The organism is Streptomyces sp. A2-16 (assembly GCF_018128905.1).
Taxonomy (GTDB): domain Bacteria; phylum Actinomycetota; class Actinomycetes; order Streptomycetales; family Streptomycetaceae; genus Streptomyces.
The window spans coordinates 7,905,869-7,924,302 of sequence record NZ_CP063808.1 but is presented as its reverse complement, the minus strand read 5'-3'; the positions used below and the strand labels follow the sequence as shown (position 1 = coordinate 7,924,302).

19 protein-coding genes are annotated in these 18,434 nt (G+C 71.9%); 9 read left to right on the top strand and 10 right to left on the bottom strand.

Annotated elements, in window-relative coordinates; genetic code table 11:
* The first annotated feature begins 46 nt into the window (after window positions 1–46).
* A complete protein-coding gene (locus IOD14_RS35595) occupies window positions 47–1,261 on the top strand; it encodes a hypothetical protein (RefSeq protein ID WP_212672467.1) in 1,215 nt (404 codons plus the stop codon).
* Between the two features lie 195 nt (window positions 1,262–1,456).
* Here IOD14_RS35595 and IOD14_RS35590 read toward each other — a convergent pair whose 3' ends face one another.
* Entirely contained in the window at window positions 1,457–1,891 is a 435-nt protein-coding gene (locus tag IOD14_RS35590; RefSeq protein WP_212672466.1) for a MarR family transcriptional regulator, read from the bottom strand.
* 92 nt (window positions 1,892–1,983) lie between these two features.
* On the opposite strand from IOD14_RS35590, the gene IOD14_RS35585 reads away from it, so the two are divergent.
* Window positions 1,984–2,982, top strand: a complete 999-nt coding sequence (locus IOD14_RS35585) for an NADP-dependent oxidoreductase (RefSeq protein ID WP_123988895.1) — start codon at window positions 1,984–1,986, stop codon at window positions 2,980–2,982.
* Between the two features lie 95 nt (window positions 2,983–3,077).
* Entirely contained in the window at window positions 3,078–3,500 is a 423-nt protein-coding gene (locus tag IOD14_RS35580) for an organic hydroperoxide resistance protein (RefSeq protein ID WP_123988894.1), read from the top strand.
* Window positions 3,501–3,602: 102 nt separating this feature from the next.
* Here IOD14_RS35580 and IOD14_RS35575 read toward each other — a convergent pair whose 3' ends face one another.
* Window positions 3,603–4,754: a serine hydrolase domain-containing protein gene (locus IOD14_RS35575; protein WP_123988893.1), complete on the bottom strand. Its 1,152-nt coding sequence runs from the start codon at window positions 4,752–4,754 to the stop codon at window positions 3,603–3,605.
* A gap of 293 nt (window positions 4,755–5,047) precedes the next feature.
* Here IOD14_RS35575 and IOD14_RS35570 point away from each other — a divergent pair, with 293 nt between their 5' ends.
* Together IOD14_RS35570 and IOD14_RS35565 are read left to right on the top strand one after the other, a co-directional pair.
* On the top strand, window positions 5,048–5,911 hold the full coding sequence (locus IOD14_RS35570; protein WP_123988892.1) for a hypothetical protein: 864 nt from the start codon (window positions 5,048–5,050) through the stop codon (window positions 5,909–5,911).
* 24 nt (window positions 5,912–5,935) lie between these two features.
* The gene (locus tag IOD14_RS35565) at window positions 5,936–6,739 is read left to right on the top strand and encodes an EI24 domain-containing protein (RefSeq protein WP_123988891.1); all 804 of its coding nucleotides are present in this window, start codon (window positions 5,936–5,938) and stop codon (window positions 6,737–6,739) included.
* Window positions 6,740–6,774: 35 nt separating this feature from the next.
* On the opposite strand, the gene IOD14_RS35560 is transcribed toward IOD14_RS35565, so the two are convergent.
* Window positions 6,775–8,022 carry a pyroglutamyl peptidase gene (locus IOD14_RS35560; RefSeq protein WP_123988890.1) on the bottom strand — a complete coding sequence of 416 codons (1,248 nt, stop codon included), beginning with the start codon at window positions 8,020–8,022 and terminating at the stop codon, window positions 6,775–6,777.
* A 74-nt stretch (window positions 8,023–8,096) separates the two neighbouring features.
* Window positions 8,097–9,050, bottom strand: coding sequence for a LysR family transcriptional regulator (locus IOD14_RS35555; RefSeq protein WP_249126145.1), 954 nt, complete (start codon window positions 9,048–9,050; stop codon window positions 8,097–8,099).
* Window positions 9,051–9,108: 58 nt separating this feature from the next.
* Between IOD14_RS35555 and IOD14_RS35550 the strand changes: the two genes are divergently transcribed.
* Together IOD14_RS35550 and IOD14_RS35545 are read left to right on the top strand one after the other, a co-directional pair.
* Entirely contained in the window at window positions 9,109–9,498 is a 390-nt protein-coding gene (locus IOD14_RS35550; RefSeq protein WP_212673461.1) for a RidA family protein, read from the top strand.
* Window positions 9,499–9,509: 11 nt separating this feature from the next.
* The gene (locus IOD14_RS35545; RefSeq protein ID WP_212672464.1) at window positions 9,510–9,830 is read left to right on the top strand and encodes a YrdB family protein; all 321 of its coding nucleotides are present in this window, start codon (window positions 9,510–9,512) and stop codon (window positions 9,828–9,830) included.
* Window positions 9,831–9,833: 3 nt separating this feature from the next.
* Here the strand turns inward: IOD14_RS35545 and IOD14_RS35540 are convergent, their stop codons facing one another.
* Window positions 9,834–10,415 carry a TetR/AcrR family transcriptional regulator gene (locus IOD14_RS35540; protein ID WP_123988887.1) on the bottom strand — a complete coding sequence of 194 codons (582 nt, stop codon included), beginning with the start codon at window positions 10,413–10,415 and terminating at the stop codon, window positions 9,834–9,836.
* 103 nt (window positions 10,416–10,518) lie between these two features.
* Between IOD14_RS35540 and IOD14_RS35535 the strand changes: the two genes are divergently transcribed.
* Window positions 10,519–12,966 (top strand): glycoside hydrolase family 3 C-terminal domain-containing protein, encoded by a 2,448-nt coding sequence (locus IOD14_RS35535; protein WP_212672463.1) that lies wholly within the window; start codon window positions 10,519–10,521, stop codon window positions 12,964–12,966.
* 73 nt (window positions 12,967–13,039) lie between these two features.
* Here the strand turns inward: IOD14_RS35535 and IOD14_RS35530 are convergent, their stop codons facing one another.
* A complete protein-coding gene (locus IOD14_RS35530) occupies window positions 13,040–14,011 on the bottom strand; it encodes an aldose epimerase family protein (protein ID WP_212672462.1) in 972 nt (323 codons plus the stop codon).
* Between the two features lie 10 nt (window positions 14,012–14,021).
* Window positions 14,022–14,906, bottom strand: a complete 885-nt coding sequence (locus IOD14_RS35525; protein WP_123988884.1) for an SGNH/GDSL hydrolase family protein — start codon at window positions 14,904–14,906, stop codon at window positions 14,022–14,024.
* A gap of 250 nt (window positions 14,907–15,156) precedes the next feature.
* Here IOD14_RS35525 and IOD14_RS35520 point away from each other — a divergent pair, with 250 nt between their 5' ends.
* Window positions 15,157–15,651 carry a DUF3145 domain-containing protein gene (locus IOD14_RS35520; RefSeq protein WP_123988883.1) on the top strand — a complete coding sequence of 165 codons (495 nt, stop codon included), beginning with the start codon at window positions 15,157–15,159 and terminating at the stop codon, window positions 15,649–15,651.
* Between the two features lie 66 nt (window positions 15,652–15,717).
* On the opposite strand, the gene fabF is transcribed toward IOD14_RS35520, so the two are convergent.
* The 3 genes from fabF to IOD14_RS35505 form a co-directional block, all read right to left on the bottom strand.
* Window positions 15,718–16,998 (bottom strand): beta-ketoacyl-ACP synthase II, encoded by a 1,281-nt coding sequence (gene fabF / locus IOD14_RS35515; protein WP_123988882.1) that lies wholly within the window; start codon window positions 16,996–16,998, stop codon window positions 15,718–15,720.
* 101 nt (window positions 16,999–17,099) lie between these two features.
* Window positions 17,100–17,348, bottom strand: coding sequence for an acyl carrier protein (locus IOD14_RS35510; RefSeq protein WP_007381745.1), 249 nt, complete (start codon window positions 17,346–17,348; stop codon window positions 17,100–17,102).
* A 78-nt stretch (window positions 17,349–17,426) separates the two neighbouring features.
* Window positions 17,427–18,425 carry a ketoacyl-ACP synthase III gene (locus IOD14_RS35505; RefSeq protein WP_123988881.1) on the bottom strand — a complete coding sequence of 333 codons (999 nt, stop codon included), beginning with the start codon at window positions 18,423–18,425 and terminating at the stop codon, window positions 17,427–17,429.
* Window positions 18,426–18,434 lie beyond the last annotated feature (9 nt).

The following is an 18,434-nucleotide window of genomic DNA, read 5'->3' as shown; positions in this document are numbered from 1 at the left end:
ACGCGGCTATGAAAGCCGCATGAGAGGAACTTAGTCTTCCCGCGTCATGGACTACTGCGACCCGTGCCGAAGGCACCTGAACGGCGCCCTCGCCTGCCCGGGGTGCGGCACCTCGATCGAAGAGATACGCGCCACCCCCCGCGTACCGGCCCAGGCCCAGCCGCAGGAGCCTTCGGTGATCCCGGCGTACACGGCGTACGCAGCCGAGGAGCAGTACGGCGGCCCTTCCTTCGCGGGGGGCGCCCACGCGGGCGCGTACCCGGGCCATGAGGCGACGGCCGGAGGGTTCGGCGGCCATGGGGGCGCGGGCGGGACGGGTGTGTACGGCGGCCAGGGGATGGCCGGGGCGTACGGCACGGGTGCGACTTCTCAGTACGGCGGAGGCGGCGACGAGGTCACGCAGTACGGCGGAGACAGGCACGGCCCCACCTCGTACGGCCCGGGTGGTGTGGCGCACGACGCCGGTGGTCACGGTGGCATGGCGTACGGCGGGGACGGTCGCGGCGCCGCCTCTCCCGAGGGTGATCCCGCAGATGGCCGGTCGGCGGAGGCCGGGGCGGGCTACGGCTCTACCGGGGCCGACACCGGCTCGGACACCGACGTCGAGGCCGACGTGAGCGGTAGCCCCGCCGGCGTGAGCGGTGGCCGGGCCTCGCGGCGGCGAGCGCGTGGCCGCGGTGCGGAGAGGGCCGACGGCCCCACTCCCTCCGCGGAACCCGAGGACGCCCACGCCGACGAGTACGACGAGGACGGCTCCGACGACCCCGCCGGCGGAGCCAGTCGTCGTGATCGCAAAGCTGCGGCTCATCGCAGACGCCGCCGCCGGACCCTGCTGATCGCCGCGGGCTTCGTGCTCGCCGCCGGCGGTCTGAGCCTCGCGGAGCTCGGCATGGACGCCCCGGGATCATCCCCGAAGCCGGCCGCGGCGGGCGGGGAGTCGGCCGAGGGCGGCGCCTCCCCGGAGGCGAGCGAGTCGGCCTCGAAGCCCGCCGGGTCCAAGGGAACCGTTCCTTCGGATTCCCCCTCGGCGAAGCCGTCGGAGTCCCCGTCGGCCTCCGCGTCCCGGAGCGAGGACGCCGACGCGACCACAAGCCCCGACGCCTCGTCGGCGACGACCAGGGCCCCCGGCGGTTCGGCCCCCACCGCCGCGCCCACGTCCACGAGCGGCGGTTCGGCCCCCACCGCCACCCCCACCACGACGGCCCCGAGCCCGGACCCGTCCCCGTCGGAGTGCGAACGCTTCCTCTGGTGGTGCACCTGAGATCGCCGGCCTTCGCCCGTGTGAAGCGAAGCGCTCTCGTGACGAGTCGGCGCGTCCAGGGGTGACGGGAGCCGCGCGACCCGCCACAGCTCACCCGCACCCGTAACCGCCCCCGCCGTCCCGGCAGTGCGGCCCCTTCGACCGGCGGTGCGGCCCCGTCGAGCGGCAGTGCGGCCCCGTCGAGCGCCGCCGCCGCTACGCGTCCCGCATCCTCCGCAGCAGATCCCGCAGCGACTCCCGCTCCCCGGGGGACAGCCCCGCCAGCGGCTCGCGCGCGAACCGCAGTCCCTCCCGCAGCTCCCGGGCCACCTCGAGTCCGGCCTCCGTCGCCGCCGCCACCTTCACCCGCCGGTCCGCGGGATCGGGCCGCCGCTCGACCAGCCCGCGGGACTCCAGCCGGTCCACGATCCCGGTGACGTTCGACGGCTCGCATTTCAGCTTCTGGGCCAGTTTGCGCATGGGCAACGGCTCCAGGGACAGCAGACTCAGCAGCCGCGCCTGCGCCCCGGTGAGGGCGTGCTCCGCGGCCGCGTCCTCGTAGTCCGAGTAGAAGCGGGCCACCACGTCCCCGATGAGCTCCACGACTTCCATGGTCAGCGCGTCGGGCCGGGTCTTGTGAGGAGTGGGCATGCGCTCCAGGGTACCCCTTTACTTGACAACCTGAAATATTCAGGAGCATGGTTGTTTAAGGCACTGAAGTAAATGGAAAGGTCGCAGGCATCATGATCAACCGCGAATGGCACCTCGTCTCCCGCCCGGTCGGCTGGCCCAAGCCCGAGGACTTCGCCCTGGTCGAAGCCGAGGTCCCGACCCCTGGTGAGGGCCAGGTTCTGGTCCGCAACACGTACCTCTCCGTCGACCCGTACATGCGCGGTCGCATGAGCGCCGCGAAGTCGTACGCCGCGCCCTTCGAGCTCGGCAAGGTCATGCAGGGCGGCGCGGTCGGCGAGGTCGTCGCCTCCAACGCCGAGGGCATCGCCGTCGGTGACCACGTCCTGCACTTCTTCGGCTGGCGCGAGTACGCGGTCGTCCGCGCCGAGAACGCCGTCAAGGTGGACGCCGACGCCGCGCCCCTGTCGACGTACCTCGGTGTCCTCGGCATGACCGGCCTCACCGCCTACGCGGGCCTGCTGCGCACCGCCTCCTTCAAGGAGGGCGACTCGGTCTTCGTCTCCGGCGCCGCGGGTGCCGTCGGCAGCCAGGTCGGCCAGATCGCCAAGCTCAAGGGTGCCTCCCGGGTCATCGGCTCGGCCGGCTCGGACGAGAAGGTCAAGCTGCTCGTCGAGGAGTACGGCTTCGACGCGGCCTTCAACTACAAGAACGGCAAGGTCAGCGACCAGCTCCGCGAGGCGGCTCCGGACGGCGTCGACGTCTACTTCGACAACGTCGGCGGTGACCACCTGGAGGCCGCCATCGGCTCCCTCAATCAGGGCGGCCGGATCGCGGTCTGCGGCATGATCTCCGTCTACAACAACACCGAGGCCGCCCCCGGCCCGCGCAACCTCGCCCGGCTGATCCAGACCCGCGGCCGCATCGAGGGCTTCCTCGTCGGCGATCACTACGACCTCCAGCCGGAGTTCGTCTCCGAGGTCGGCCCGTGGGTGGCCTCGGGGCAGCTCAAGTACCGCGAGACGGTCGTCGAGGGCATCGAGAACAACCTGGAGGCCTTCCTCGGGGTCCTGCGCGGCGACAACACCGGCAAGATGATCGTCAAGCTCTGACGGTTCAAGGATTTTCCGTCATGCGGTAACTTCTTTCCGAATTCCACCGTCGATCGTGGGCGCGAGTCGTGGTGGACCGAGGAGGAGACAACCGCATGCCGGAAATCCAGCAGTCCGACGTCCTGTACACCGCCGTCGCCACCGCCGAGAACGGCCGCGACGGACGGGTCGCCACGGACGACGGCACGCTCGACGTGCTCGTCAACCCGCCCAAGGAGATGGGCGGCAGCGGCACGGGCACCAACCCCGAGCAGCTCTTCGCCGCCGGGTACAGCGCCTGCTTCCAGGGCGCCCTCGGTGTCGTCGCCCGCCAGGAGAAGGCCGACATCTCCGGTTCGACGGTCACCGCGAAGGTGGGCATAGGCAAGAACACCGACGGCTTCGGACTGATCGTCGAGATCTCGGCGACCGTCCCGAACGTCGACCCGCAGACCGCCCGGGCCCTGCTTGAGAAGGCCCACCAGGTCTGCCCGTACTCGAAGGCGACCCGCGGGAACATCTCCGTGACGCTCGTCTGACGGAGCTCGTTGGTCGTACACGGCGGAGGCGGTACCCCTGGACGTGGGGTGCCGCCTCCGCTCATGCCGGACGGCCCGGACGGCCCGGACGGCCCCTGCGGCTCACACGGCCAGTGCCGCCCGGTGCACGGCCCGCACGAACCGCTCGTTCTCCGGTGCCGCCCCTCCCGGGAACGCCATCCGGCGGCGGGTGTAGCCGTAGGCCAGGCCGCTGCGGGGGTCCGCGAAGGCCTGCGAGCCGCCCGCGCCGCTGTGGCCGAAGGAACCGGCGCCGAGGAAGGGGTGCCACATGTCGGCCGTGGCCTGGAAGCCCAGACCGTAGGACTTGTGGGCGCGGGCCACCAGGTCGTAGCCGACGGAGTGGATCTGACCCACCTCGGTGATCATGTCGGGCTTCAGGAGCGGCGGACGGTCGGCCACGTCGCTGATCGCCGCCGCGTACATCCCGGCCAGCCCGCGCGCCGCCGCCACCCCGCCCGCCGACGCCGGGCCCTTCGCGCGTACGGCACGGGAGTTGGCGTAGCCGGTGAGATCGCCCGGCTCCGGCACCTGCTGGTTGAAGGCGATCGAGGCCAGGGTGTGCGGACCGGTGGCCGCCGTGTCCAGCAGGGCCTGCTGGGTGGGCGTCGGTGCCATCGGCTGCACGGAGCGGTACCGCGGCTCCAGGGACCCGGGCAGACCCAGGTGGAAGTCCAGCCCGTAGGGGGCACGGATCCGCTCCTCCCAGACCTCCTGGAGCGTACGGCCGGTCGCGCGCCGCACGATCTCACCGGTGAGCGCGCCGATGACGAGCGCGTGGTACCCGAAGGCCGTACCGGGGCGCCAGAACGGCTTCTGGTCCGCGAGCCGTTCCGCCATCGCCCGGTCGTCCGCCAGCTCCTGCGCGCTGAACCCGCCGTCCAGTCCGACCACCCCGGCCCGGTGCGCCAGCAGATCCCGCAGGGTCAGCTGGCCCTTGCCCTCGGCCCCGAACTCCGGCCAGTAGTAGGTCACCTTGCGGTCCAGCTCCAGCGTGCCCTCCTGGACGAGAAGCGCGACCACCAGATGGGCGGCACCCTTGGTCGACGAGAACACGCCGTACAGGGAGTCCGGTCCCGCGCCCGCGCCGGCCCACAGGTCGACGACCCGCCGGCCGTGCACATACGCGCTCAACTGTCCCTCGTAGTCGGGCCGTTCACCGGCCACGAAAGCGGCGAACTCCTCGCGAACCGGCTCGAAGCCGGCCGCGACGGTGCCGTGGATCTCCTGCGTCATCCGCTCTCCTCAACCTCTGCCTCAGCCGCTGCTCGCGTGTGCCATGGTGAACAATGCCCGCCTCGCGGACCACTGGCGGCCGAGGCCCGCCCGGCCGCGGCGACGGGACCGCCCGAGTACCTCCTCCGGAGCTTCCTGAGATCGGTACGGCGAGATGTACCTGTTCGACTCAACCGCAACAAGAGGGAGTTCGTGCCACGGATGCCCCGGATGGCACAACTCGGGTGCCCGGACGGGGCATGCTGGTGACGGCGGAAGCGGGCGGCGAGCGAGCGAGTCCACAGGAGAGGCCCATGGCGACGATCCCTTCGCTCCCCAGCAGGGACGACGTGCTGCGCATGGCACGCAGCACCACCGACATCACCGGCCAACTCCTGGACACGACCCTGAACGTCACCAGGATCGCGCTCAACACCTTCGACCCGAGGGACGGTTCGGGCCCCGAGATGCTGCGGGTGCTGCGCGAGACGACGGCGGAACTGGCCGAGGCGAGCGCGTCCCCGCAGGCCCAGGAGGCGTTCTACCGGATCGTCGACACCCTCACCCGGCTCGGCACCACCGGCGCCCCGCTGGCCGTGCATCCGGTGAGCGAACCGGCGCAGGCACTGCTGGCGGCGCTGGGCGACAGCCTGCTGCCGGTCCTGGACGCGGTGGAGCCGGCCGTCGAGGAGTTCGCGACCGCGCTGGGCGAACTGATCGAGGCGTCCTCCCCGCTGCTGCCCGCGGCGGCGGGCGTGGTCGCGGGGACCCTGCTGGCCCTGACTCCGCTGATCCGCGCGGCGACCGGGGTGCTGCGCGACTCGACCCCCGAACTGCGCCGGATCGCGGACGCGCTGACGGCGGCCCTGGCCCCGCTGATGCCCCTGCAGGTGGCCCTGGCCGAACGCACGGCCGGCACCGGCGCGGAGGCGGTACGGGCCGCGCTCCCGCCCCTCGCCGACCTCACGGACGCGGCGGCGGCCGTGGCGAAGGCGGCCCGGCCGGTGCTGCTCGCCGGGGAGGAACTGTTCGTGTCGGGTCTGGAGCGGCTCCAGCCCGCCCTGACGGCCGCCGCCTCCCGCACGGGCCGGGTGGCCAGGGCGGTCGCGGTGAGGGTGTCGGCGGCGGTGTCCCCGGCGGCGGAACAGGGCGTCGTGGTGGCCGTATCCCCGGCCTGAGCAGCACCCGATAGGGTTCTGGCCATGCGTGATCTCGGGGCGGGCTTCCACTATCTCCTGAAGGGCCAGCGGTGGGTGGCCCGGCATGGCAAGCAGTACGGCTTCGGGCTGATCCCGGGCCTGATCACCCTGGTGCTGTACGTGGCCGCGCTGGTGGCCCTGGCGACCTGGGGCGAGGACGCGGTGTCCTGGTCGACCCCCTTCGCCGACGACTGGTCGAGCCCGTGGCAGGGCCTGTTCCGGGGCTTCCTCGTGGTGGTCCTGTTCGTGCTGGCCGTCCTCCTGGCGGTCCTGACCTTCACGGCGGTCACCCTCCTGATCGGCCAGCCCTTCTACGAGAACCTCTCCGAGAAGGTCGACCGGGACGTCTCCCCGGACGGCACCGCCCCCGAGTCCGGTCTGCCCCTGTGGCGCGAGCTGTGGATCTCGGCGAGGGACAGCCTGCGCATCCTCGTCCGGGCCGCCCTGTGGGCGGTCCTGCTCTTCGCCCTGGGCTTCGTCCCCTTCGTCGGCCAGACCGTGATCCCGGTGATCGGCTTCTTCGTGACGGGCTTCTTCCTCACCGAGGAGCTCACGTCGGTGGCCCTGCAGCGCCGAGGCGTCGAGCTCCGCTCCCGCCTGGCCCTCCTCCGCTCCCGCAGGGCCCTCGTCTGGGGCTTCGGCACCCCCCTCGCCGTGGCCTTCGTGGTCCCCTTCGTCGCGGTGTTCCTGATGCCGGGCGCGGTCGCGGGAGCGACGCTGATGGCGCGGGAGCTGCTGGGCGAGGAAACCCCGGACGGGGACGAGGAGCCCGAGGAGGAGACGGTGCCCGGCGAGCTCGGAACCTGAGCCGACGCGGGCCGACGGAGGGCGGGGGCGGAGCCCTACGCCCCCGCCTCCACCGCCACCGTGACGATCGCCCGTACCTGCGCGATGATGTCCAGCCGGTTCCGCACGAACCCGGGATCGGTCACCGTCCCCGTCGCCGGATCGGTGTTCCCCGCGCCGAACTCCAGCACAGGCGTGTGCACATGCCCACCCGGCAGCACGTCGTGCAGGCCCAGCCGGTCCCGCAGCAGCGTCACCCGGTAGGCGATCTCGTTGGAGAGGTAGTTCCCGCCGCCCCCGGCCCGCGCCTGCGACCCCGCGGTCGGCCCGTCCGGACGGACCACCGGCTGCGTACCGCCCGCCGGGATCTCGGTCACACTCGTGTTGTCGTAGACGGGAAAGCGCCCGGTGTCCGCGTCCACGATCGCCTTGTACGGCAGCGTGGTCGTCGTCCACTGCGGCTGCGAGGCCGGGTCGGAGACCGGCACCGTCCCGGTCACCCCGATGTTGTCGTTGTCCGGGAACCCGCCCCGCCAGGCCCCGTTGGTCCGCTCGACGTCGAACCGCCCCACCCGCCCCTGACTCACGGTCGTGAAGAGGTCGACCTTCTTCAGATACGGCCGCAGCGCCCGCTCCACCGTCCGGTCGGTGAAGTCCTGCCACCGCACGGGAAACACGACGGTCTCCACGCGCGCGGGCCCCTCCGCCGTGCGGATCACCGTCCCGTCGAGCGCGAGCGCACTCGCCCCGGACGGATTGGAGATCCGTATGTCCCGGTCCAGCGTGAACGGATCGAACCCGGTGACCAGCACCCGCTTCACCCGGCCCCCGTCCGGGTACCGCACCGCCGTCTGCCCTCGCGAGGTCCGCTCCAACTCACCCAGCAGGGCGGCGCGTTGTGCGTCCGTCAGCCCGAACGACGGCTCCCAGGTCCGTACTTCACGCGTCATTCCCAACCGCGCCCAGTACAGCGGCCGGTCGTCGTCCCGGCTCAGATCCCCACCGGCCGGTCCCCGCCCCTGCGCCCGGTCCACCGCCCGCTTCCACAGCGCGGACCCCTGCCGTACGACGACCCTCCGGGCCTCCCCGTAGGAACGCGCCGACCCGAGCGCCCGCGTGAAGCGGAGCGGCACGGCGTCGAACCCGGACCGCTCCAGGATCTCCCGCGGCACCGCCTTGTCGAGCCGCTGTTCCTCCACCGTGGGCGAGGGCGCGGCCGCGGCCGCCGCCGGGGTCGCGGGGACCGCCGGTCCCGCCAGCAGTGCCAGTCCGAGGATGCCGAGCCGAACACGTAGAGAAGTCAAGGGAGTTCAGGTCCTTCCGTCGCTGTGGGGCGCGAGTGGTGCGGGACCACGGCAGTATCGCGTGACGCAGTGGTCTACGCCATGGGGGGTGCCGTACGGGGAATCCGCCCGGCCGCCTCCCGCAGCGCGCGAACGAACGCCTCCGCGGCCGGTGACAGGGACCGCCCCCGCACCGCCGCCGCGTACACCGCCCGCGCGGGAGCCCCCTCGTCGAGCACCGGCAGCAGCACGACGTCCGGCCGCACCGACTCCGCGGCCAGCGCCGGCACCAGCGTCACCCCGAGCCCGGCGGCGACGTAGCCCTGCTTGGCGGTCCACTCCCCGACGACATGCGCGATCCGCGGTCGGAAGCCCTGCCGCAGCGCCGCGTCGAGCAGCGTGCCCTCGGGACGCGCGCTCCCGGAGATCCAGTCGGCGTCGGCCAGCCGCCCGAGCCGCACCGGGCCGCCCTCGTCCGCCAGCGGATGCCCGGCCGGGACGGCGACGTACAGCGACTCGTCGAGCAGATGGTGGAGTGCGTACGACGACAGCGGCGCACCCCCTGTCGTCGAGACCACCGCGAGATCCAGACGCCCCTCGGCGAGCCGCTCCAGCAACATCGGGGTCAGCCCCTCCGCACGGGTCACCCGGACCTTCGGATAGCGGCCCCGGAAGGCACCGAGGGCGTGCGGGACCAGCGCCGCGTCCGCCGTCGGGAACGCCCCGAACCGCAGTCGGCCGCCCGCCGCCTCACGCAGCGACGCCAGCTCGCCCGCGGCCGCGTGCAGTGCCCCGGTGACGGTCTCGGCGTACGGCACGAGCACCCGCCCGGCCTCCGTCAGCCGGACGCCCCTCGGCAGCCGGTCGAACAGCGGCGCCCCGCCCAACGCGCCCTCCAGGGAGGAGATCTGCCGGGACACCGCCGACTGCGTCCATCCCAGGGTGCGCGCGGCCACGGTGAACGACTCGTGCCGGGCCACCTCCAGGAAGACCCGCAGCCAGACGGTGGCCAGGTCGGGCGGAAGGCCCGTGCGATGCGGATTCGGCATGGCAGTCATGCTGGACATTCGCTTGTCGCACCGCAAGGGCGGACCTAGCGTCGACGTCATGCGGATCATCCTCGACAACCCCGCCGGCGCGCCCCAGCCGCTGAGCCCCTACTACTCCCAGGTCGCCCGCGTCGAACAGGCCGACGGCAGCGCCCTGTTGTTCGTCTCCGGGCAGATCGCCGAGGGCGACTCCCTCGCCGAACAGTCGCGGGGCGTCTTCGAGACCCTCGCCGCCCTGCTGGCGGCGCACGGCGCGAGCCTGGCCGACGTCATCAACATCCGCACCTGTCTCACCGACATCTCCGAGCTGGAGCAGTACGGCGCCGTACGACGGGAGTTCCTCACCGGCACCCCGCCCACCAGCATGACCTTCGAGGTGCCCCGTCTGTTCCGCCCCGAGGCGCGGATAGAGATCGAAGTCGTGGCGGCGGTGCCTGCGGCCGGGTGATGCTGCGGCCCATGAAGGCAGCCAACTCGGTCGTTCTCTTCCTCGTCGAGCTCGTCGAGCTCGGCGCGCCGGCGGCTGCCGCGTACTGGGGCTTCACCGTGTCCTGGCCGCTCGGTCTCGCGGCGCCCGCCGTACTCGTCGCGTCGTGGGCGCTGTTCGGCTCGCCGCGTGCGAAGTACAAGACGAGGGGGGCCGGTCGCGTGGGCTTCGAGGTGCTCTGGTTCGGTGCGGGCGTGCTCGCCCTGTTCGCCGCCGGAGCCCCTGTCCGGGCGCTCGCCCTCGCCCTTGTCTGCGGGGTGAGCAAGGCGCTGGCCGTCGCCTGGGACCAGTGACCCTCACTCCACGGGCTCGCCCAGCAGCCGCATGAAGTCCCGGAACGCCTCCGGCATGTCCACGGCCTCGGGGTCCAGGAGCCACTGGTACTGCAGGCCGTCCATGACCGCGATCAGCAGGGGCGCGGTGCGTTCCGGGCTCAGCCCGTTCGGCAGGCGGTCGCCGTACTCGGCGCGCAGCGCCACCGCCATCGACGCGCGCACCCGGGTGTAGCGGTCGGTGAAGTACTCCCGCGCCGGATGTCCCTCCGTCACGCTCTCGCCGAGCAGCGCCGAGAAGGTCTGGATGATGCCCGGCCGCATGGCGTTGTACTCGACGAGGGAGGTGAGCAGGTCGACCCGCCAGCTGCCGTTCGGCACGGCGTCCCACTTGTCCCGCTCCTCCAGCACCGCGACCAGCAGCGCGTCCTTGGTCGGGAAGTGGTGCAGCAGCCCCTGCTGGGTCAGCCCGACCCGTTCGGCCACCGCGGCCAGGCTCGCGCCCCGGTAGCCGCGCTCGGCGATGACCTCCAGGGCCGCCCGGACGATCTCGGCCCGGCGCTCCTCGCTTCTGGTCCTGGCGCTCATGGCGTCACCGTACGGCATCCCGACCACCCGAATATAACAGCAAGATAACGAAACCTACCGCTCACCAGGCAACGGATGCACGATGAGAGGACCGCACGGACGTCAACGAGGAGGCACCGCCATGGCGGCACCCGAGGGACCCCAGGGCACCACCCCCGCCGACCGGGCTCGCGAGGCGGCCGTCGAGGCGGCGCTCGCCGGGCTCGACGTCGAGGCCAAGGCGAGGCTCCTCGCCGGCCAGGACATGTGGACCCTGCCCGCGCTCCCCGAGATCGGCCTGGCCTCCCTCGTCATGTCCGACGGCCCGATCGGCGTCCGGGGCGTGCGCTGGAGCGCCGACGACCCGTCGATCGCCCTGCCCTCCCCGACCGCGCTGGCCGCCACCTGGGACCCCGCCCTCGCCCGCCGCGCAGGCGTGCTGCTCGCCCAGGAAGCCCGCCGCAAGGGCGTCCACGTCCTGCTCGCCCCCACCGTCAACCTCCACCGGTCCCCGCTCGGCGGCCGCCACTTCGAGGCCTACAGCGAGGACCCGTACCTGACGGGACGGATCGGCGCCGGGTACGTCACCGGCGTACAGGAGGGCGGAGTCGGCACCACCGTCAAGCACTTCGTCGCCAACGACGCCGAGACCGACCGCTTCACGGTGAACAACCTGGTCTCCGAACGCGCCCTGCGCGAGCTGTATCTGGCGCCCTTCGAGCACATCGTCGAGAACGCCCACCCGTGGGGCATCATGACCGCGTACAACACGGTCAACGGCACGACCATGACCGAGCACCACCACCTGGTCAACGAAGTCCTGCGCGGCGAATGGGGCTTCGACGGCTACAACGTCTCCGACTGGATGGCCGCCCGCTCCACCAAGGCCGCCATCGAGGGCGGCCTCGACGTCGCCATGCCCGGCCCGACGACCGTCTACGGCGAGGCCCTCGCCCGGGCGGTCAGGGACGGCGAGGTCGAGGAGAGCGCGGTGGACACGGCCGTGCGCAATGTGCTGCGGCTCGCCGCCCGCGTCGGCATCCTGGACGGCGCCGAGCCGGCCGTCACCGAACTGCCCCCGCCCGTCGACGGCGAGGCGCTGGCCCGAGAGATCGCCCGCCGCGCCTTCGTGCTGGTCCGCAACCAGGGGGCGTTGCCCCTGCGGCAGGGCACCGTCGCCCTCATCGGCGCCGCCGCCCGCGACGCCCGGGTCCTCGGCGGCGGCTCCGCCACCGTCTTCCCGGACCGGATCGTCTCCCCGCTCGACGGCCTCACCGCCGCCCTCCCCGAGGGCACCCTCAGCTACGCCGTCGGCGCCGACCCCAACACCGAACTCGCCGTCGCGGACAAGGGGTTCGACCTCACGGCGGTCTGCCGGGACACGGCCGGGGAGGTCATCGGCACGGCCTCGGTGCCCAACGGCCACATCCAGTGGATGGGTTCGGACCTGCCCGAAGGCGTCACCCACGACCGCCTGCACACCGTGGAGGTGACCGGCACCCTCATCCCGCGCGAGAGCGGCACGCACACCTTCGGCATCAAGGGACTGGGCGCGTTCAGGCTGGCCGTCGACGGCACGACGTACTACGACGACGTCCAGCGCACCGATGAGGACGACCCCTTCGTCACCTTCTTCGGCGCCCCCGAGCCCCGCGCCCAGGTCGAACTGACCGCGGGCGAGCCGGTCGAGGTCTCGCTGACCCACGCCGTCGTCCTCCCCGAGGACGCCCCGATGAAGGTCATCACCTTCACCCTCGCCCACCAGGACCCCCGGCGCGACCCCGACGAACTGATCGCCGAGGCCGTCGAGGCCGCCCGCGCCGCCGACACCGCCGTCGTCGTGGTCGCCACCACCGAGCGCGTCGAGTCCGAGGGCTACGACCGCAAGGACCTCGCACTGCCGGGCCGCCAGGACGAACTGGTCCGGGCGGTCGCCGCCGCCAACCCGAACACGGTCGTGGTCGTCAACTCCGGCTCCCCGGTGGAGCTGCCCTGGCGCGAGGACGTCGCCGCCGTCCTGCTCGGCTGGTTCCCCGGCCAGGAGGGCGGCGCGGCCCTCGCCGACGTGCTCACCGGCGCCCACGAGCCCGGCGGCCGGCTCCCCACCACCTGGGGCACCCTGGCCGACGCCCCGGTCACCCGGGTCACCCCCGAGAACGGCGAACTCCCTTACGACGAGGGCGTCTTCATCGGGTACACGGCCTGGGAGAAGGAGGGCCGCACCCCGGCCTACCCCTTCGGCCACGGCCTCGGCTACACCGACTGGACCTACGAGTCCGTCGAGGTCCGGGGCACCACCGTCCGGGTCCGGCTGCGCAACTCCGGTGATCGCGCGGGCCGCGAGGTCGTCCAGGTCTACCTGGCGCCCGCCGAACCCGACGCCGAGCGCCCGGCCCGCCGGCTCGCGGGATTCGCGGGGGTGGAGGCCGGACCCGGCGAGAGCGTCGAGGTCACCGTGGAGATCCCGCGCCGGGCCTTCGAGATCTGGGACGAGAAGTCCTCGTCGTGGTCGTATGTGAAGGGTTCGTACGAACTCCAGGTGGGGCGCTCGATCGGGGACCGCCGGGTCACCGTGACGATTAACGTCTGATCCCAGGGGGCAGAGCCCTCCCATGAGCAGCCCCGGCCCGGGACCTGACCCCTGGGCCGGGGCTCGTGCGTTCCTACCGCGTGCCGAAGCCGTACACCGTCTCCGAGCGGTACACCTTGCCCGGCCGCAGGACCGTGCTCGGGAACTCCGGCCGGTTGGGGGAGTCGGGGAAGTGCTGGGTCTCCAGCGCGATGCCGTCGCCCGGGGCGAAGGGCTCGGGCAGATGGTCCGCGGTGTACAGCTGGAGCCCCGGCTCGGTGGTCGCCACCGTCAGCACCCGCCCGGACGCGGGGTCGTACAACTCGGCGACCTGGACGGCCTCCTCGGTGATCCCCTTGTCGAGCACGAAGTTGTGGTCGTAGCCCGCGCCGACCTTGCGCCCCTGACGGAAGTCGAACCGGGTGTCCGCGACCTCCTCGACTCCCGTCGGGATCAGGTCCGCGTCGACCGGGGTGAACCGGGAGGCGTCGATCCGCAGTTCGTGCCCGCCCGCGTTCCCGGAACCGGCCAGGTTGAAGTAGCTGTGGTTGGTCAGGTTGACGACGGTCGGCGCGTCGGTGACCGCCTCGTACGAGATCCGCAGCGCACCCGACTCGTCGAGGCTGTACGTCCCCGAGACCTCGAGACGCCCCGGAAAGCCCTCCTCGCCGTGCGGGCTGACCCGGCTCAGCCGCACCCCGTGGGCACCGGCGGGCTCCATGTCCCACACCCGCTTGTCGAAGCCGTGGTCGCCGCCGTGCAGGGAGTTGGGCGCGTTGTTGGGCGCCAGCGCGTACGTCAGCCCGTCCAGCTCGAAACGGCCGCCCGCGATCCGGTTCGCGTACCGCCCGATGAAGGCGCCCAGATAGGGACCGGGGTGCTCCAGGTACCCGTCCAGCCCGGGGAACCCCAGCACCACGTCCGCGGTCCGCCCGTCCCGGTCCGGGATCTCCACCGACTGCACGATCCCGCCGTACGACAGGATCCGCACGCGGACACCCGCGCGCTCCAGGGTCCAGCGGTGAACCGGGGTGCCGTCGGAAAGTGTGGCGAAGAGTTCGTTCATGTGCGGAACTTTAGGTCACGGACCTGACCTTGCGGTATGCGATCTCCGCCAGCCGCGCCTGTCCGTTCACACTCGGATGGAACCAGTCCCAGTGACTGAGCTGGTCGGTGCCGAACCGGTAGGCGTACACCGCGCCCCCGTCGTACCGGCACCGCTCCTCCTGGGCGCACACCTGCTTCAGCACGGAGTTGTAGGCCTCCACCCGCTCCTGCACGGTGTCCCGCCGCTCGGTCGCCGCCGCGTCCAGGGAGTCCGGGTCGGCCAGCATCGACGGGCACACGCCCAGCTTCCACACCTGCTTGCCCAGCGCATTGGTACGGCCCTCGGACCACAGCCGCTTGAGGTTGGGCACGCTCGCCACGTACACCTGCGCCTTGGGCGCCTTCCTGTGCAGCACGCTCAGCGCGTCCTCGAAGCCGGCCCGGAAGTCGGACACCGAGGTCATCGCCGCCGTGGAGTCACGGCAGGCGTCGTTGGCGCCCACCATCACCGTGACCAGCGCCGGTGTGTGCGAGGCCGCTTGTGTCATCTGCGCGGACAGGTCGGCCATCCGCGCCCCGGACACCGCGTAGTTCCAGCTGCGCTCCGCCGCCCTCGCCCGCCCCAGCAGCCGTACGGCGAGCGAGTCGACCTGGGTGCTGCCGCCGGTGGCCCAGGAGACGTCGGGGCAGTCCTTGAGGATCCCGCAGGCGTCGAAACCGCGGGTGATGGAGTCGCCGACCGCGGCGATCGACCCGGGCTTGCTGTTCCACGCCGATGTGGCCCTGGGCGAGGGCTTGGGCTTCTGGGTCGGCGCCGCCGAGTCGCCCCCCACGGCGTCACAGCCGGCTGCGCCCACCAGAGCCGCCGTCAGGACGGCGACGACGGCCCGCGAGCGGTGGCCCTGCTTCCGCATCCGTGGTGTTCCCCTCGTGAAATGGTGGTCCTCTCATAACAACGCACGAGAGTTCCCGGTGGCCCCGAGGGAACGATCGGCACCCGTACTAGCGTCCTGCCGGGTGAATGGCGGGCGTTTCGGGGCATCGGGACCGACGGTACGTCACACTCCTTGCGCCGCCGCACGGTAGCCTCGCCATCAACGTGGCTGCCTGCCATCGCCGCCACACCAGCCAGCAAGACTTGTCCCGCTCTGCCCGGAGGTCCCGGTGACGACACGTGGAGTTCTGTACGTGCACTCCGCGCCGCGCGCGCTGTGCCCGCACGTCGAGTGGGCGATCGCCGGGGTGCTCGGCACGCGCGTCAACCTCGACTGGATCCGGCAGCCGGCCGCCCCGGGCACCTGGCGCTCGGAGTTCTCCTGGAAGGGCGAGGTGGGCACGGCCTCCAAGCTCGCCTCCGCGCTCAGAGGCTGGCACCTGCTGCGCTTCGAGGTCACGGCCGAGCCCTGCCCCACCGCCGAGGGCGAGCGCTACAGCTGCACACCGGAACTCGGCATCTTCCACGCCGTCACCGGCATCCACGGCGACATCCTGATCCCGGAGGACCGTCTGCGGGCGGCCCTGACCCGCTCACAGCGCGGCGAGACGGACCTGGAGGCGGAGCTCGCGAAACTCCTCGGCAAGCCGTGGGACGACGAGCTGGAGCCGTTCAGGTACGCCGGCGAGGGCGCCCCGGTCCGCTGGCTGCACCAGGTCGTCTGAGCTCTCCGTACACATGAGGGGCCCCCACCGACCGGTGGGGGCCCCTCAGTTGCGTACAGACGATTCTCAGACCGTACGGAAGGCCAGTACGACGTTGTGCCCGCCGAAGCCGAACGAGTCGTTCAGCGCGGCGATACGGCCCTCCACGGGCAGCTTGCGGGCCTCGCCGCGGACGACGTCGGCGTTGGCCTCCGCCTCCGGGTCGAGGTTCTCGACGTTGATGGTCGGCGGAGCCACCCGGTGGTACAGGGCGAGGACGGTGGCGACCGTCTCCACACCACCGGCACCACCCAGCAGGTGACCCGTCATCGACTTGGTGGCGGACACGGCCATGTGGTCCGTGTCGTCGCCGAAGACCTTGCGCAGCGCCTTGAGCTCGGCGATGTCACCGGCCGGGGTCGACGTGGCGTGCGCGTTGACGTGCACGATCTCCGCCGGGTTCAGGTCGGTGCGGTCCAGCAGGTTCTGCAGGGCGTGCGAGATGCCGCGGCCCTCCGGCTCCGGCTGCACGATGTCGTGGGCGTCGGCGGAGATGCCCTGCCCGACGGCCTCGGCGTACACCCGCGCACCGCGCTTGGCGGCGTGCTCGGCGGACTCCAGGACGACGACACCGGCACCCTCGCCGAGGACGAAGCCGTCGCGGGCCACGTCGTAGGGACGCGAGGCGCCCTCGGGGTTCTCGTTGTTCTTGGACATCGCCATCATGTTGCCGAACGCGGCGATGGGCAGCGGGTGGATCGCCGCCTCCGTGCCACCGGCGACGACGACGTCGGCGCGGCCGGTACGGATCATCTCGATGGCGTAGCCGATGGCCTCGGCGCCCGAGGCGCAGGCGGAGACCGGGGTGTGCACACCGGCGCGGGCGCCGACGAGCAGACCCACGTTGGCGGAGGGGCTGTTGGGCATCAGCATCGGCACGGTGTGCGGGGAGACGCGGCGGACGCCCTTCTCCTTGAGCACGTCGTACTGGTCGAGCAGGGTCGTGACACCGCCGATGCCGGAGGCGATGACGGCGCCGAGACGGTCCGGGTCGACCTCGCCGACCGAGCCGTCCTCGCCGGCCTTGCCCTCGAAACCGGCGTCGGCCCAGGCTTCCTTGGCCGCGACCAGCGCGAACTGCGCCGAGCGGTCCAGACGCCGGGCCTGCGGCCGGGGAATGACCTCGGTCGGTTCCACCGCGATCTGCGCGGCGATGCGGACCGCCTGGTCAGCGGCCCATTCCTGCTCCAGGGGCTTGACGCCGGACTTGCCGGCGACCAGACCCTCCCAGGTAGAGGCTGCGTCGCCACCCAGCGGTGTGGTTGCGCCGATACCGGTGACGACCACGGTGCGATTGGTCGGGCTCACGGGAAATCTTTCTCCAACAGTACGAGGATTAAGCGGCGCCACCGCCGGGTGGCGGGGCCGGGCACGTCCGGCCTGGGGGCTCCTGACGGAACCCGGTGGACTCAGGCCTGGTGCTTGAGGATGTAGTCGGTCGCGTCGCCGACCGTCTTGAGGTTCTTGACGTCGTCGTCCGGGATCTTGACGTCGAAGCGCTCTTCGGCGGCGACGACGACCTCGACCATGGACAGCGAGTCGACGTCCAGGTCGTCGGTGAAGGACTTGTCCAGCTGGACGTCCTCAACCGGGATGCCGGCGATCTCGTTCACGATGTCGGCGAGACCGGCGACGATCTCTTCCTGAGTGGCGGCCATGTTGGCGCTCCTTCGTTTTCTTATCCAGAGGGTTGGCAGTGCTTCCCGCACCGGACCGAGTGATCCGGCACGGAGTGCCTAGGGGAGGGTAACGACAGTGGCGGCGTAGACGAGACCCGCCCCGAATCCGATGACGAGCGCGGTGTCGCCGCTCTTCGCCTCACCGGTCGCCAGAAGCCGCTCCATCGCGAGCGGGATCGAGGCGGCCGAGGTGTTGCCGGTGGTGCGCACGTCACGCGCGACCGTGACGTGCTCCGGCAGCTTCAGCGTCTTCACCATCGAGTCGATGATCCGCTCGTTGGCCTGGTGGGGAATGAAGACGTCCAGGTCGTCCGGGGTGATCCCGGCCGCGTCCAGCGCCTGCTGGGCGACCTTCGCCATCTCGAACACGGCCCAGCGGAACACCGCCTGGCCCTCCTGCGTGATCGCAGGGAACTTGTCCGTGGAGCTGTCGTACTCGTTCCACGCCACGGTCTGCTTGATCGTCTCGGACTTGTCGCCCTCGGAGCCCCAGACCGTGGGGCCGATCGCCGGCTCCGTGGCGGGGCCGACGACGACCGCGCCCGCGCCGTCGCCGAACAGGAAGGCGGTGGCCCGGTCCTCCAGGTCGGTGAGGTCCGAGAGCCGCTCCACCCCGATGACGAGGACGTACTCCGCCGAGCCCTCGACGATCATGCCCTTGGCGAGGGTGAGGCCGTAGCCGAAGCCCGCGCAGCCCGCCGAGATGTCGAAGGCGGCGGCCTTGTTCGTGCCCAGCTTGTCGGCGATCTCGGTCGCCACGGCCGGGGTCTGCTTGAAGTGCGAGACGGTCGAGACGATCACGCCGCCGATCTGCTCGGCGGAGATCCCGGCGTCGGCGATCGCCTTGCCGGACGCCTCGATCGACATCGCGGCGACGGTCTCCTCGTCGTTCGCCCAGTGCCGGGTCTGGATGCCGGAGCGCGAGCGGATCCACTCGTCGGACGAGTCGATCGTCTCGAGGATCACCTCGTTCGGCACGACCCGGGTCGGGCGGTAGCCGCCGACCCCGAGGATGCGCGCGTACGGGGCGCCCTTGCTCGGCTTGATCTTCGACATGCTCTCGTG